General features: G+C 54.2%; 16 protein-coding genes. 8 read left to right on the forward strand and 8 right to left on the reverse strand.

Translation table 11 applies throughout. From position 1 onward, the window contains the following. Window positions 1-94: 94 nt before the first annotated feature. On the reverse strand, window positions 95-427 hold the full coding sequence (locus tag ACTHYN_RS02285; RefSeq protein ID WP_441810878.1) for a hypothetical protein: 333 nt from the start codon (window positions 425-427) through the stop codon (window positions 95-97). Between the two features lie 213 nt (window positions 428-640). Further along, the gene (gene mutM, locus ACTHYN_RS02290) at window positions 641-1453 is read right to left on the reverse strand and encodes a bifunctional DNA-formamidopyrimidine glycosylase/DNA-(apurinic or apyrimidinic site) lyase (RefSeq protein ID WP_441810879.1); all 813 of its coding nucleotides are present in this window, start codon (window positions 1451-1453) and stop codon (window positions 641-643) included. Window positions 1454-1612: 159 nt separating this feature from the next. Here mutM and ACTHYN_RS02295 point away from each other — a divergent pair, with 159 nt between their 5' ends. Continuing rightward, window positions 1613-2791, forward strand: a complete 1179-nt coding sequence (locus ACTHYN_RS02295) for a DesA family fatty acid desaturase (protein WP_441810880.1) — start codon at window positions 1613-1615, stop codon at window positions 2789-2791. Between the two features lie 63 nt (window positions 2792-2854). On the opposite strand, the gene rsmD is transcribed toward ACTHYN_RS02295, so the two are convergent. Then, the gene (rsmD, locus tag ACTHYN_RS02300; protein WP_441810881.1) at window positions 2855-3529 is read right to left on the reverse strand and encodes a 16S rRNA (guanine(966)-N(2))-methyltransferase RsmD; all 675 of its coding nucleotides are present in this window, start codon (window positions 3527-3529) and stop codon (window positions 2855-2857) included. 159 nt (window positions 3530-3688) lie between these two features. Here rsmD and ftsY point away from each other — a divergent pair, with 159 nt between their 5' ends. The 6 genes from ftsY to ACTHYN_RS02330 all read left to right on the forward strand — a co-directional run bounded on the left by ftsY (window position 3689) and on the right by ACTHYN_RS02330 (window position 9982). Beyond that, entirely contained in the window at window positions 3689-4882 is a 1194-nt protein-coding gene (gene ftsY / locus ACTHYN_RS02305; protein WP_441810882.1) for a signal recognition particle-docking protein FtsY, read from the forward strand. Between the two features lie 27 nt (window positions 4883-4909). Next, window positions 4910-5599 carry a cell division ATP-binding protein FtsE gene (gene ftsE / locus ACTHYN_RS02310; protein ID WP_441810883.1) on the forward strand — a complete coding sequence of 230 codons (690 nt, stop codon included), beginning with the start codon at window positions 4910-4912 and terminating at the stop codon, window positions 5597-5599. Next, a complete protein-coding gene (gene ftsX / locus ACTHYN_RS02315; RefSeq protein ID WP_441810884.1) occupies window positions 5589-6602 on the forward strand; it encodes a permease-like cell division protein FtsX in 1014 nt (337 codons plus the stop codon). Before ftsE ends, ftsX begins: the two co-directional genes overlap by 11 nt. 198 nt (window positions 6603-6800) lie before the next feature. Continuing rightward, entirely contained in the window at window positions 6801-7661 is an 861-nt protein-coding gene (rpoH, locus tag ACTHYN_RS02320) for an RNA polymerase sigma factor RpoH (RefSeq protein ID WP_441810885.1), read from the forward strand. Between the two features lie 172 nt (window positions 7662-7833). Next, on the forward strand, window positions 7834-8514 hold the full coding sequence (locus ACTHYN_RS02325; RefSeq protein ID WP_441810886.1) for a winged helix-turn-helix domain-containing protein: 681 nt from the start codon (window positions 7834-7836) through the stop codon (window positions 8512-8514). Next, a complete protein-coding gene (locus tag ACTHYN_RS02330) occupies window positions 8501-9982 on the forward strand; it encodes an ATP-binding protein (protein ID WP_441810887.1) in 1482 nt (493 codons plus the stop codon). Before ACTHYN_RS02325 ends, ACTHYN_RS02330 begins: the two co-directional genes overlap by 14 nt. A gap of 2 nt (window positions 9983-9984) precedes the next feature. On the opposite strand, the gene ACTHYN_RS02335 is transcribed toward ACTHYN_RS02330, so the two are convergent. After that, complete coding sequence (locus tag ACTHYN_RS02335; RefSeq protein WP_441810888.1) at window positions 9985-10266, reverse strand: hypothetical protein; 282 nt, start codon at window positions 10264-10266, stop codon at window positions 9985-9987. 266 nt (window positions 10267-10532) lie between these two features. Further along, a complete protein-coding gene (greB, locus tag ACTHYN_RS02340; protein ID WP_441810889.1) occupies window positions 10533-11006 on the reverse strand; it encodes a transcription elongation factor GreB in 474 nt (157 codons plus the stop codon). 128 nt (window positions 11007-11134) lie between these two features. Here greB and ACTHYN_RS02345 point away from each other — a divergent pair, with 128 nt between their 5' ends. After that, window positions 11135-11596 (forward strand): hypothetical protein, encoded by a 462-nt coding sequence (locus tag ACTHYN_RS02345; RefSeq protein ID WP_441810890.1) that lies wholly within the window; start codon window positions 11135-11137, stop codon window positions 11594-11596. Window positions 11597-11725: 129 nt separating this feature from the next. On the opposite strand, the gene ACTHYN_RS02350 is transcribed toward ACTHYN_RS02345, so the two are convergent. The 3 genes from ACTHYN_RS02350 to ACTHYN_RS02360 form a co-directional block, all read right to left on the reverse strand. Then, entirely contained in the window at window positions 11726-12595 is an 870-nt protein-coding gene (locus ACTHYN_RS02350) for a glycine betaine ABC transporter substrate-binding protein (protein ID WP_441810891.1), read from the reverse strand. A gap of 75 nt (window positions 12596-12670) precedes the next feature. Beyond that, window positions 12671-13510, reverse strand: a complete 840-nt coding sequence (locus ACTHYN_RS02355) for an ABC transporter permease (RefSeq protein WP_441810892.1) — start codon at window positions 13508-13510, stop codon at window positions 12671-12673. Further along, a complete protein-coding gene (locus tag ACTHYN_RS02360) occupies window positions 13510-14724 on the reverse strand; it encodes a quaternary amine ABC transporter ATP-binding protein (RefSeq protein ID WP_441810893.1) in 1215 nt (404 codons plus the stop codon). The genes ACTHYN_RS02355 and ACTHYN_RS02360 overlap by 1 nt, the downstream gene beginning before the upstream one ends. Window positions 14725-14756 lie beyond the last annotated feature (32 nt).

Here is a 14756-nt window from a genome sequence, read left to right on the forward strand (position 1 = left end):
CAGCCTGAAGAGTTTTCGTCAGGCTGCCGCAGATTCCGGCCCGAGGCAAGCCGGAGTATTACGGATATCGGGCCGGGAATATGGTTGTCCGAAGTCAGTTTCCGGACTGCTTGACGGTCTCTGGTTTGCGACCGGACTTGGTACAGCCCAGGCAGCGCACAAACGTTGCCTTTGCAGGCCCGACTACCAGTGTTTCACCTGCTTCGCCCGCGTTGCCGCCGAGCAGTGAGAAGGGTAGGGATACCAGATATACGGCGCTCCCCACAATGGTGGTTGCCAGTAGCGCTGGGCGAACAAATACCGCATCACCTGCCATAGCCAGTGCAGAGGGGCTTTCATCAATGGCGCGCGCATGCCCTGCGGACGAAAAAGCCAGTAAACAGGCCGCCAAAGTGGCTACCAGAGTGTGTGAAATCTTGCGGGTCATTATTTGTCTCCTGAACTTTTGGGGCCCCGTTAAGTACCTGGCTGCGCTCAGCCGGAATCAGGTTCGCATCGGGAAGATCGAACCTCATTGTAATGTCCGGGTATTAATCCTCTGTTAACTATGAATCATATCTGCGTATTTTCAAACGACTTTTCGTTTCGAATTGTGCATATCCATGGATTTTGGTGCGGTTTGGTTGATGCGCATAGAGGGTTATCGTTGACATTGACCGCAGTACACGGTGGATCGACCGCTCATGCGAACCTCTTTCAGCGGTGTTTGGCACTCCGGGCAAGGTGCGCCAGCCTGGCCATATACCAGAAGAGACTGGGCGAAATAGCCAGGCTTGCCATCGCTGTTTACGAAGTCCCGCAGAGTGGTGCCGCCCATTAAAATGGCAGCACTCAGGGTTTCACGAATAGCCTCTGCAAGCCGTTTGTAGCGATCCAGGCTTATCCGACCGGCTTTGCGCCTGGGGTGAATGCCTGCCTTGAACAGGGCTTCGTTGGCGTAGATGTTGCCTACGCCGACGACGACATGGTTGTTCATAATAAAGGATTTTACGGGGGTGCTTTTATGTCGTGATAACTGGAACAGCATTCGGCCGTTGAAGTCCTGTGACAAAGGTTCCGGGCCCAGGTTAGCAATGAGCGGGTGCAGGGCTGCAGCGTCAGACCACAACCAGCAGCCAAATCGCCGGGGGTCGTTAAAGCGCAAAATAACGCCCGAATCCAGTGTCAGGTCTATGTGGTCGTGTTTTTGCTCTGGCGCACCGTCGGCAATGATACGAAGGCTGCCCGACATGCCCAGATGAATAATGGCGGTGCCATGATCCAGGTTCAGAAACAGGTATTTTGCGCGCCGGTCTACGGTTCGGATGATTTGGCCTTCCATGCGTGCCGCCAAATCCTCGGGCACTGGCCAACGCAGGTTGCCGTTACGCACTCTTACCTGGGTAACGGTTTGCCCTTCGCAGTATGGCGCAACGCCTCGTCGTGTTGTTTCAACCTCGGGTAATTCGGGCACTTGGCCGATCTCCAGTTAAGTTTGTGGTGCATAGTGCCCAGTAAATGTGAACCGTAACAAATTTGCTTACATGGCCTGTTGTTGTGGCTAACACCTGTACGCTAAAGTATGATTGCTGGCGCTTTACGACCGCCATGGATTCTGATTTGAGGAACAGCTATGTGGTTTAACGGTCTACTTGACCTGTCTGTGATGGCGCTCATTCTGGTTACGCTGGGTATGACCCACATCACCATCGTTAGTGTAACTCTCTACCTTCATCGTCATTCGGCTCACAACTCACTGGATCTGCATCCTGTATTGAAGCATTTTTTCCGTTTCTGGTTGTGGCTGACTACCGCTCAGAATACCAAAGAATGGACGGCGATCCATCGTAAGCACCATGCCAAGTGTGAAACCGAAGAGGATCCGCACAGCCCGGTGGTGCTGGGTATCAAGAAGGTACTTTTTCAGGGGGCAGAGCTTTATGCCTCGGCCGCCACTGCCGAGAACCTGGAGCGATACGGGCAACGCACGCCGGAAGATTGGGTAGAGCGCAAAGTATACAGCCGCCACAGGGTAATGGGCGTCATGTTGCTTGCGGCTATTAATCTGGCACTGTTTGGTGTGCATGGCATCTGGATTTGGGCTATTCAAATGGTCTGGATTCCCTTCTGGGCCGCCGGTGTGGTGAACGGTGTTGGCCACTGGATGGGGTACCGGAACTTCGAGTGTGCTGACAACGCCCGCAATATTTCCCCTCTGGGAGTGCTGATTGGCGGTGAAGAACTGCACAACAACCACCACACCTATCCAAACTCATCCAAGCTCTCGCGTCGCTGGTACGAGGTGGACATCGGCTGGGGATACATTCGCTTGTTTCAGTTGTTCGGGCTGGCTAAACCTAAAGGGTATCGCCCAATTGCCCATTACGTGCCGGGCAAACAGGAAGTGGATGTGGAAACTGTCCAGGCTATCGCCAATAATCGCTTTGATATCATGCGCCAGTACCGTAAACGGGTAACTGAACCGGTTTTGCGCCAACAAAAAAATCTGATGGACGATGAAATCCGCCCCCGCTATCGTAAACTCAAACAGCTTCTTTCACGGGAAGTCACCCTGATAAAGCCACGGGAAAAAGAAACGCTGGAATCGGCTTTAGAAAGTAATGCCGTATTGCGCCAAATTTACGAGAAAAGCCACGAACTGCAGGCCCTTTGGCGCCAGCGTGGGCTTAAGCCCCACGATAAACTGCAAGCTCTGATGGAATGGTGCAAAGAGGCAGAGGCTAGTGGCATTCGTTACCTGGAAGAGTTTGCGGCCCATTTACGAGCCTACTCACTACGCCCTGCGGCCTGAGTCAGTTACAGTCCGCACCTGTTTTACAAAAGCCCGCTCGCACGGGTTTTTGTCTTACTTTTTTCAGATTGCTTCGCTGGCGTTTTCGTCGGCACCCATGTGCACCACCCTGTACAGGCAGTAGGTGACCTGCCCCGAGGTTTTCTGGCGGTGCAGTTGCCAGTTGGCTGGGGTAGCCGGTGCTGCTACCTCACTTTCATGCTCGACGTAGATCCAGCCGCCAGGTTTTATCCAGCCTTGTGTGTCCAGCAACGGAAACAGCCTGGCAAGCCAACCCTGACGAAACGGCGGGTCCATGAAGACAAGATCGAACGGCTGTGGCGCCGGTTGGCTGAGATAGGCATCTGCATCAGTGCACACGACGGTGCCGGATTCGGCGCCAAGCAGTCGGAGGTTGCCCCGCAGTGCGGTTGTCAGCTCAGCGCTGTTATCCACAAGCGTAGCATGGGCCGCGCCTCTGGAAAGCGCTTCCAGGCCCAGTGCGCCGGAGCCGGAAAACAGGTCAAGACAGTCGCTTCCCGCCAACTGAAATGAAAGCCAGTTAAACAGGGTCTCCCGCGTGCGGGCCGGGGTGGGGCGTACGCCGCCTGCATCAGGAAAACGCAGTTTTCGGCTACGCCAGTCACCGCCTATAATGCGTAGCTCACCGGAGGTTCCCTGGCTGTGGCTCGCTCCCCTGGTCGCGCCCTTGGCTGGCTTGTATGAACGGCGGGAACCTGTGGGCTTTTTGCGCGGCATAGGGTTGGCTCCGGAGGGGGGTTAGATTTGCTGTACGAGGCGTATCTTAGCTGAAACCAGGCCCGTCATGATAACTCACGTCATCCTCACTTCCCGCGAACAGTCTGCTAGAATGTGCGTTTTATTTGTCCCGCCCATTTACACTGATGGTACGACTTTATGATGGCAGAGTGGATTTCAATTGGCCTTATGGCCCTTCTTTTACTCGTGTTTGTACTGGATCTTGCCAGCAACCGCCGCCGCGTGCCGCGACCCAGGCCCGTGCCCCAGCGCAAGCCAGAGGCTGTAGAAGGTCCCGCACCCGCGACGCCGGTTGAAAGAGATGCGGCCCCTGAGCCAGAACCAGCGGAAACTGCCGCGGTTTCCGAGCCGGAAGTCGTGCCGGAACCTGTACCCGAGCCCGAGCCCGAGCCCGAGCCAGAGCCAGAGCCGCAGGTCAGTGTGTTTGAACGCATCAAGCAGGGCCTCGGCAAAACCCGTGCAAGCTTGACCGGCGGCATGGCGGACCTATTCTCAGTCGGCAAAAAAATTGACGAAGACTTGCTGGAGGAAATTGAAACCACACTGCTGATGGCGGATGTGGGCGTAACCGCCACGACGGAAATCATAGAGTCACTTACCAGCAAACTTGAGCGCAATCAGCTCAAAGATGGCGAGGCGTTGCGCAACGCCCTGCGTGAAGAATTGCGCGGTCTGCTTAAAGAGGCCACCAGGCCCCTGGCCATTGATACAAAAGCAGAGCCCTACGTGATCTTGATGGTTGGTGTAAACGGCGTGGGCAAAACCACCACCATCGGCAAGCTGACCAAAAAATTCCAGAGCGAAGGCAAATCGGTCATGCTGGCAGCTGGTGATACGTTTCGGGCTGCTGCGGTGGAACAACTGCAAGTCTGGGGCGACCGTAATAATGTACCGGTTGTGGCTCAGCACACAGGGGCCGACAGTGCGTCTGTGATCTTCGATGCCATCCAGTCGGGCAAGTCCCGCGGTATTGATGTGGTGATTGCTGATACTGCAGGCAGGTTGCAGAATAAAGATAACCTTATGAGTGAGCTGGAAAAAGTAGTCCGGGTAATGAAAAAACTGGACGATACCGCGCCCCACGAGGTTATGTTGGTTCTGGATGCGGGCACGGGGCAAAACGCTCTGAACCAGGCGCAGGTATTCCAGCAGGCAGTAGGCGTAAGCGGCATAACCTTAACGAAACTGGATGGTACAGCCAAAGGCGGTATTGTGTTCGCGATTGCCCGACAGTTGCAGCTTCCCATCCGATTTATCGGGGTTGGCGAACAGGTTGATGATTTGCGTACCTTTGATGCTGAAACCTTTGTGGATGCGTTGTTTGCTGAATAATCCGGCATTGTGGAGCTGTCGCCCGTCATGATCGAGTTTCGTCAGGTTACCAAACGATATGACAGTGACCACACTGCACTGCGCCAGGTGAATTTTCATATGGGCCGTGGTGAGTTGGCATTTCTCACAGGACATTCCGGTGCGGGTAAAAGTACGTTGCTGAAGCTTGTGATGGTAATGGAGCGCCCCAGTGCTGGCGAAGTCATTGTCGGTGGTCAGGTTCTCAATAGCCTGCCAAGGCGTCAGATTCCTTATATTCGCCGGCACGTCGGCGTAGTGTTTCAAAACCACCAATTGCTTTTTGATCGAACTGTTTTCGATAATATTGCCATGCCGCTGGAAGTCATGGGCGCCTCTCCCCGTGACGTGGGGCGACGAGTTCGCGCAGCGTTGGACAAGGTTGGCCTGCTAAAAAAAGAAAAAATGAATCCGCTGCAGCTCTCTGGCGGTGAGCAGCAGCGGGTGGGTATTGCCCGGGCGGTAGTAAACAAGCCGCCGCTACTGTTGGCGGATGAGCCTACGGGCAACCTCGACCCTGAACTGTCTGCTGACATCATGAACCTGTTTGCCCAGTTCAGTCAGGTGGGTGTCACTGTGCTCATTGCCAGTCACGATCTTGCACTGATTAACGACATGGATCGGCGCACACTGACTCTGGATCACGGCAATTTAATTGCCGGTGGTACGCCTTTGACGGGAGGCGCTCGTGCCCGCTGATCCATCCCCCAGAACCCGTAAACCGGATCCTGCCCGGGGCGCTAAAGTGGCCCGGTCACCTTGGCGCGAACAGGCTGAGTCCTACTTCATTCATCACCGAAAAGTTGCCCGCGACAGTGCCGGCCGCTTGTGGCGAACGCCTGTGGCCAGCCTGATGACCTGGACAGTGATGGGTGTTGCTCTGGCATTGCCCGTTGCACTATTACTGCTGCTAACCAGCCTTGAGGGCGTGAGTGCCGGCTGGGAAAGTAGTGCCAGGGTGACCGCTTACATGGAATTGGGCGCCAGCCTTGAGCAGACTCGTGAATTAGCCGATGAAATCAAAGCCGATGGTCGCGTAACGGGGCTGGAGTTGATTGACCGTGATCGGGCACTGGTGGAGTTTCGCGCTTCTTCAGGTCTGGACGATGCCTTGGATTACCTGGAAGAAAATCCTCTTCCCCATACACTGCTGATCACTCCGGAAGAGAGTGCCCGGTCCGCAGAAGGTGTTGCGGCGTTGGTCACCTTTATTGAAGGTATGGATAGCGTCGAACGGGTTCAGGTAGATCTTGGCTGGCTGCAGCGCCTCAATGCCATGACCGACTTGCTGGCGCGCGCCGTTTGGGCGCTGGCAATTCTCTTGGCTGCGGCTGTAGTGCTGGTTATTGGCAACACAGTAAGGTTGTCGATTGAAAGCCGTCGTGACGAAATTTTGGTGGCCAAGCTAGTGGGAGGGACCGATGACTTTGTACGTCGGCCGTTTTTGTACACAGGAGCGTGGTTTGGCCTGGGCGGCGGGGTGGTTGCCTGGGTATTGTTGCAGCTTTCATTGTTTTGGTTAAGCGGCCCGGTAGAGCGCCTTGCCGGCTTGTATCGAAGTGACTTTTCGCTCAACGGGTTGAGTTTTGACGGTGCTTTTGCATTGATTATTGTCGCCATGCTGTTAGGCTGGCTGGGCGCTTGGGTTGCGGTCAAGCGCCACTTGAATGATATTGAGCCGGGAGAAATTGCCGGCAGCTGATGATCCATGTTGCGGTAAAACCGTATTGAAGGTCTGGTTGTTTTCAAGTTAGCTTCTCATAAAGAAAAGGTCAGGGGCGAATTTCCCACTTTGTTGATTTAAAACGTTTAATCGGGAAATTTGAGGAACTTTACAGGTTCTTGGCAGTCTAAACCTTATCCGTTATATTAAACGGCTGCTGAGTTCGGAGGTTAAAGCATGGGTACGAGTTTACAGCTCATTGAAAAACTGGTTCCGGGCGCCAATCTTGAGGCTTATATACAGGCTGCAAGCCGCATTCCGGTGTTGACCGTGGATGAGGAGCGGGAATTGGCCGAGCGCCTTCACTACGAAGAAAACGTAGACGCAGCCCGCCAGCTGGTGTTATCTCACCTGCGTTTTGTTATTCATATTGCCCGTAGTTATTCAGGTTATGGTCTGGCGCAGGCTGACCTGATTCAAGAGGGTAACGTCGGCCTGATGAAGGCCGTCAAGCGCTTTAACCCCGAATACGGTGTGCGGCTGGTGTCGTTTGCGGTGCACTGGATCAAGGCGGAGATTCACGAGTTCATTTTGCGCAACTGGCGCATAGTGAAAGTGGCAACCACCAAGTCTCAGCGCAAACTGTTCTTTAATTTGCGTAGCCAGAAGAAAAAACTGGCGTGGCTGAGCCACGACGAGCTTAACGCTGTGGCAGAAGATTTGGGCGTTGAGCCCAGGGTTGTGCGGGAGATGGAAGGGCGTCTGTCCTCTCATGATTCTGCCTTTGATGGCCCGATGGATGATGACGACGACACCGCCTACAAGGCACCGGCGTATTATCTCGAAGATCATCGCAACGACCCGGCTGTTCAGCTGGAAAATGCCAACTGGACGGAAAGCTCCAATGGCCTTCTGATGCAAGCTCTGGAAACGCTGGATGAGCGCAGCCAGGATATACTGCGCGCGCGCTGGTTGTCTGAAAGCAAAGCGACCCTGCACCAGTTGGCTGACAAATATGACATCTCTGCTGAGCGGATTCGTCAGCTGGAAAAGAATGCAATGAAGAAAATCCGCTCTCAGATGGCAGAAACTGCCTGACAAGAAGCAGGCAGGGAAGTCTCCAAACGCCACCACCGTTCAGGTTGGTGGCGTTTTCGTTTATGGCTGACCGTCGCTGTTTGCGACACCCTCTTACAAGATGGTAACTGGTCGGTGTGGCGAGTTATTCGTACTCTGTTGTTAATGTAATCCGTTATTGGGAGGGGATCCGGTGAAAGCACTGGTAATCGAGGACGATCAGGACGTTGCAAACTATCTTGTCAAAGGGCTGAAAGAGTCAGACTTCGTAGTTGATCATGCGGCCGACGGTAAAGATGGCATGATGATGGCTGCCAGCGAAGAGTACGACATCATGATTGTTGACCGTATGCTTCCAGGCATGGATGGGTTGTCTATTATTAAAACGGTTCGTGCCACGGGAAATCAGGTGCCAGTATTGATTCTGAGCACCCTGGGTGATGTGGACGACCGCGTCGAAGGGCTGCGGGGCGGCGGTGATGACTATCTAACCAAACCTTTCTCCTTTACCGAACTGCTCGCCCGGATCGAATCCCTGGTGCGCCGGAACCGCCAATCTGCAGAAACCGAAACGGTGCTGCGGGTAGCCGACCTTGAGATGGACCTGTTGGCCCGAACGGTAAAGCGCTCTGGCCAGAATATTGATGTTCAGCCCCGTGAATTCCGGTTGCTGGAATATCTGATGCGCAACGCCGGCCAGGTGGTTACCCGGACCATGCTGCTGGAAAAAGTCTGGGACTATCATTTTGACCCCCAAACCAACGTAATCGACGTACACATCAGTCGTCTTCGTGCAAAAATCGACAAGGAGTTCGAAACACCCTTACTGCAAACCATACGTGGTGCCGGATACATGCTCCGTGAAACTGCTTAGCCAGCTCAGGACATCGTCCTTTCAGCTCGCCCTGCTGTACATGGTGGTGTTTGCCACCTCAGTATTTTTATTACTGGCCTTTATATACTGGCGTACAGCGGGTTTTATGACCGCTCAGACCGACGAAACCATCGAAGCGGAAATCGCCGGCCTGGCGGAACAGTACCGGGGGCGAGGGGTAAATGGCCTGATCACGATTATTCGCGAGCGGGTGGCACGCGACCCCAATGCCAAAACTATCTATCTTCTGACCACCGAAGACTTCCTCAAGTTGGCCGGTAATATCGAGACCTGGCCAGAGGGGTCGCGCTCGGAAAGCGGTTGGATAAACTTTACTCTCAGTTCGGCTGTAGACTGGACTGGCCCCGAGCGCCTTGCCCGTGCCCGTATTTTCGAAGTTCAGGGTGGTTTAAGGCTGCTTGTTGGCAGAGATGTTGACGAACTCACCTCGCTCAAGCGGGTTATTGAAACAGCCATCAACTGGGGCATGGGGATAACCCTTGCGCTGGCGTTGCTCGGCGGGTTTTTAATGAGCCGAAGTACAACCCGTCGGATCGAAATCATCAACACCACCTCGCGACGAATAATGAATGGACACCTCTCTTTGCGCATACCCACTCGCGGCACTGAGGATGATTTTGACCAGTTGGCAGAAAACCTGAATCAGATGCTGGACCGGATTGTGTACCTGATGGAAGGTATCCGTCATGTGTCTGACAGTATTGCGCACGATCTTCGCACGCCCCTTACACGGTTGAGGAACCAGCTCGAGAATACGCTGATGTCCGTCGACAATGACGAGGCGCGCGAGCAAGCCGGCCGTGCTGTTGCAGAAGCGGATCAACTGCTGGCGACCTTTAACGCGCTACTGCGCATCGCGCGCCTGGAGACCAAGGGCAGCTCTTCAGATATGAGGCGGGTATCACTGGATGAGCTGGTATCCGATGCATGTGAGCTTTATGAGGCATTGTCGGAAGATAAAGAGCAGGTGTTTGAGCAATCCCTTGAGGCAGGTGTTGCCATTGAGGGGGATAGGGATCTGTTATTCCAGATGATCAGTAACCTGATTGATAACGCGATCAAGTACACCCCCGAGCACGGCACCATTGGTGTAGCTGTTCGTGCAGAGGGTGAGACGGCTGTCTTCGAAGTAAGGGATAGCGGTATAGGTGTTCCAGATGAAGAGAAAGACCAGGTGTTTCAGCGCTTCTACCGCGTTGGTAAAAGCCGCTCTCTTCCCGGAAACGGTTTAGGTCTCAGCCTGGTGAGCGCCGTGGCAGGGATCCATAAAGGTGAAATTGTGCTTAGTGACACCTACGAACAGGAGCAGCCCCCAGGTCTGACAGTTGCTGTGCGCATGCCGGCTATTACCCGGTTACGAAAGCGCATCAAGGCTACCTATGCCGAGCAGTCAGCTGACTCGGCCGGCGGCGATACCCAGCCCTCCACGGAAGCCGGTAACACCTGAGCTTAGTGGCTTGGGCGGAACCGGTTTACCTGCGACAAAACCGGTGCAATCAGGGCATTTGTGCGAGTTTCAATCTTCTGGGTAACCTGCTCAAACTGCGAGCGCCGAAGGTTTACACGTACCTGGATGCTGTCCCATTCGCCTTCAAGATGCTTTTGCTCAGCCATCGCAAAAGCGGCAATGTTGTGGCGATTCAGCTTGTCCGTAATACCCATCTGTTCGAGGTGATAACCCAGGGTATCAACGCCTTCAAGAGCCACGTTCAGGAGCCTCTTTGTATTCATTTGATTTTCTCCATAACCGGGAACGAATGTGAGATTCAATACGCTAACGCTATCGGCGTTCCCTAGAGTGTACAACCTAATTTCTGCCCGAGGCCTTGAGGCTTACCCTGACTAAAAGGTAATTCACCGGCAAGGGCGCGGTAACGAGAAGTGTGGATAATGGGCATTGTAGATAGAGACAGGCACTAGCAGAGGCCTGTCTTTACTTCCAAGCACAGCGCTAGCCTTACCCCGTTTTTGCGGGGTTTTTTTATGTCTGAAGATAGCTACTTAATGTATTCAATGGTGTTGATATACCAGGTGATCGTTCCAGCTTCGGTACGCACGTCGGCTTCGTCGCCCACTTCCTTTTTTAATAGTGCCCGGGCCATGGGTGAATCAATGGAAATGTAGTCTTTGCGATTGAAAATTTCGTCGTAGCCGACAATTCTGAATGTTAGCGTCTTCTCTTCATCGTTTTCGACTTCTACCCAGGCTCCAAAAAAAACCTTTCCCTCCTGCTCCGGGTGGTACTCAACCACTTTCAGACTATCGAGGCATCGCCTCAAATAGCGCACCCGGCGATCAATTTCCCGAAGCCGTTTTTTATTGTACTGGTAATCTGCGTTTTCACTGCGATCACCAAGGCTGGCGGCCCATGTCACTTTTTTTGTGACCTCCGGGCGCTCAAATCGCCAGAGTTCATCGTGTTCTTTTTGCAGGTCATTGTAGCCCTGCCTGGTAATAAGAGGTGTTTTCAAGGCTGCTCCTGCTATGGAAGGTTGTCACAAAACGGTCAGTCAAGTAGGAATTGCGTCCAATTTGGCGATAGACTGATTAAAAATTGACACCTTTCGGAGAAAGCGTGTCCCGGACCAGGATGGACGCCATGAATATCTTGTATCGTATTGCCCGAACGTCGGAATTGATAGGTCTCAGGCTAATTCCCGCGGCTGTACTACTAATGGCAGCAGGATTTGCCAGTGCTCAGGCTGGCCCCGACGATGCCCAGGCATTCGAGGTTGAGCAACGTTCAACGTTGGAGACGATCTCATTCCGGTCAATCGCTGAGGATGCCCTGTCGGAGACGGTCATCGAAGGTGGCCTGGCGGCTCCTGCGAAGGGCGTTCCTGTGCAACCGGCAGGCAAAGATGATTTTTATCTGGATCCTCTGGCGCTACAGCCTGGTGATGGCCGCACAGATTTAGGCCGCTCGGAAATCCCCGTAGAGTTCCGCTTCAGCACCCCCAAGTCCGTTCCCGGACAGACGCACAGCAATAATTATGTGATCAGACTACCAGAGAACCGATCTTACGATACCCTTAATATCGACATGACGGGACGACGTTGACCCTTGCCCAGGGGAGAGCGTCGGAACACAACACCTCGCGTAGGTGACGGGACGAATCAATAAAAAAGAGGAGGGCGTTAGCCACTCCTCTTTTGGGTCTGTCTGAGTTTCACGGAAACCGTGACAGCCTCAGCTTTCTGGTAGCCACTCCTGAACGATGTCCTGGTTGGCCTCGACCCACTTCTTGGCTTCCTCGTAAGGATCATCGCCTTCTTCCTGCATGAGCATGACTTCGCCCATTTGTTCGTTGTTCCACTCAAAGGCATCCAGGATAGCGTAAGCCTCTGGCATGTCTTCCTTGAGTCCCTTGCGCACGATGGTGTGGATTCCCTCGTCGCCGCCGTAGGTCCCCTTGGGGTCATCTAGGAACTTGAGGTCCCAGCGTGCAAGCATCCAGTGCGGTGCCCAGCCGGTCACGGCAATGTCTTCTTCGTTATTGATAGCCGTTTTCAGGGCCGCGGTCATAGTGGCACCGCTACCGCTTACCAGATCATAGTCGAGGTCGTAGTCTTCGATTACTTTTTCAGTCAACCGCATAACCCCGGCGCCCGGGTCGATGCCGGTAATCTTGCCGTTAAAGCTATCGACGTAATCGTTCATGTCGGCAATGGAATCCGCTTCTGTGTAGGCCGGAACCACCATACCGAGCTTGGCGCCCTCGAGGCTGGCGCCAGCATCAACCACTTGGTCCTTGAGCTTGGCGTAATAGTCTTCGTGGGTGATCGGTAGCCAGCCAGCCAGGAAGCCATCGGTATCGCCTGTTGCAACAGACTGCCACATGGCGGCTGCCGACAGTGACGAGGTTTTGACATCGAAACCGGCATTTTCAAGCACAACTTTCATGACGTTGGTTGATGCCACAGTGGAAGCCCACTCGACATAGGAAAGATGAACCGTGCCTTTGTCCTGAGCCTGAGCACTACCAGCGGTGAACGCGACACTGGCGGCAAGCGCCATGCCAGTGGCACGAATACGGCGATTTAGAATGTGCTTCTTCATCGATTTCCCCTTTAATTGTAGGTTTACTGCTACACAATGGTGGTATACCACTGTGTTTTCAAGTTCTGTAGCAATTTATGACTTGCGCTTTTTGCTTATGGACTGGGTAACGCGGTCAAGCACCATGGCCAGTATGACCACGGCGATACCAGCCTCAAAACCGTCGCCAGGGCGCAGGCGCTGAATGGCACGCCATACCTCGCTACCCAAACCATCGGCACCGATCATCGCGGCAATCACCACCATGGACAGTGCCAGCATAATGGTCTGGTTGATGCCTGCCATCAATGTGGGCAAGGACATGGGTAGTTGCAGTTTGAACAGTTTCTGGGTGCGGGTGGCGCCGTACGCATCCGCAGCCTCAATCAACTCCAGTGGCACTTGGCGAATGCCCAGGGTAGTGAAGCGAATGGCTGGCGGCATGGAGAAGATCACCGTGGCGAAGATGGCCGACATGGCGCCGATTCCGAAGAAGGGGATTGCCGGAATCAGATAAACGAAGGCCGGCATTGTCTGCATAAAATCCAGCACCGGCATGATGAGTTTATAAAGTCGATCTGACAGGGCGGCGGCTATGCCCACGGGCACAGCGATAATCACAGCCATCAGGGTGGCGACCACCACCAGCGTCAGGGTTTCGATCATCGGTATCCACAGGCCCATGTTCCAGATCAGTGCCAGGCCTGCGACTGTGCCAATGGCCAGGCGAAAGCCTGACAAAGCCCAGCACAGCGCGGTGATAGCAGCCAGCAGTGCCCACTCGGGCAGCCACATCAGCGCATCGTTGAGGCCGTCGATGGCAGATACGGTAAAGTTTGCAATGCCGCGGGTGACACTGGAAAACTCGGTGGTCAGCCATTCCAGGCCGCTTTCGATCCAGCCGCCCAGCGGGACACGGGGAAATTCGATAGCCATTAGTTACTTTCTCCTGATTGTGCCTGCGCCAGCTCGTCCAGTACTGCACCCTTGACCACAACGCCGAGAAGGCGCTTGTCATCGTCTACCACAGCAATCGGGAAGCTCTTTTCAGTAAACATGGCAAACAGGTTCTGGAGCGGTTCATCGGGGCCTACGCTGCGGAAATCCTGGGTCATGATGTTATGAATATCGTCTTTGCCTTCGTTTGCAGCTCGCTCAAGAGTGTCGATTTCCACCAGGCCCAGCAGCTTGCGGTTGCGAGCAGTGACATAGATGGAATCTATGCCGTTGTCGCTCATCTTGCGCAAGGTGGTGCGTGGGCCGTCCTCCTCCCGGGCGGTGGCGCGAACGGGGCGCATGGCGTGCTCGGCAGTCAGTATCCGGGACATGTCCACGCCTTCGACGAAACGCTTCACATAGTCATCGGCAGGCTGGGTAAGGATCTCCTCCGGGGTGCCGATTTGTACCACCTCACCGTCCTTCAGGAGCACGATACGATCGCCGATGTTAATGGCTTCATCAAGATCGTGGGTGATAAAAACCGTGGTTTTCCGGGTATGGTGCTGCAGCTCCTGCAGCTCCTGTTGCATGTCGCCACGGATCAAAGGGTCCAGTGCCGAGAAGGCCTCATCCATAAGAAGCACTGTGCCATCGTTGGCCAGCGCGCGGGCCAGGCCCACTCGTTGTTGCATGCCCCCGGAAAGCTGGTGAGGGTAGGCATCTCTCCAGCCATCCAGCCCAACCTGCTTGAGAATCTTGATGGCTGTGTCGTGGCGCTCCTGCTTTTTTACGCCACGAATCTCGAGGCCGAATTCGGTGTTTTGTTGCACGGTGCGATGGGGGAAAAGAGCAAAGTTCTGGAACACCATGGAAAAGTGTCGCCGGCGTGCTTCCAGAAGCTCCTTGGGCTTGAGGCTAGGAATGTCCTGGCCATCAATGACAATTTCGCCTTCGGTAGGCTCGATCAGGCGGTTGAGGCAGCGGATCAGGGTGGATTTTCCAGAGCCGGACAGGCCCATTATAACCAGTAGTTCGCCTTCGTAGACATCAAAATCGATGTTGGACAGACCCAGTGTTTGCCCTGTTTTCTCAAGTATCTCCGGGCGTTTGAGCCCTTGGTTACGAAGCTCTAATGCTTGCTTGGGGTGGCTGCCGAAGACCTTGCTCAGTTTACGAACGCGGATCTTCACATTTTGCTTGTCATTTTGCATTGACGTCGCCTTTGATCGGACATCTGTTTCGG

Origin of the sequence: Marinobacter sp. (assembly GCF_052091845.1) — a bacterium.
Lineage (GTDB): Bacteria > Pseudomonadota > Gammaproteobacteria > Pseudomonadales > Oleiphilaceae > Marinobacter.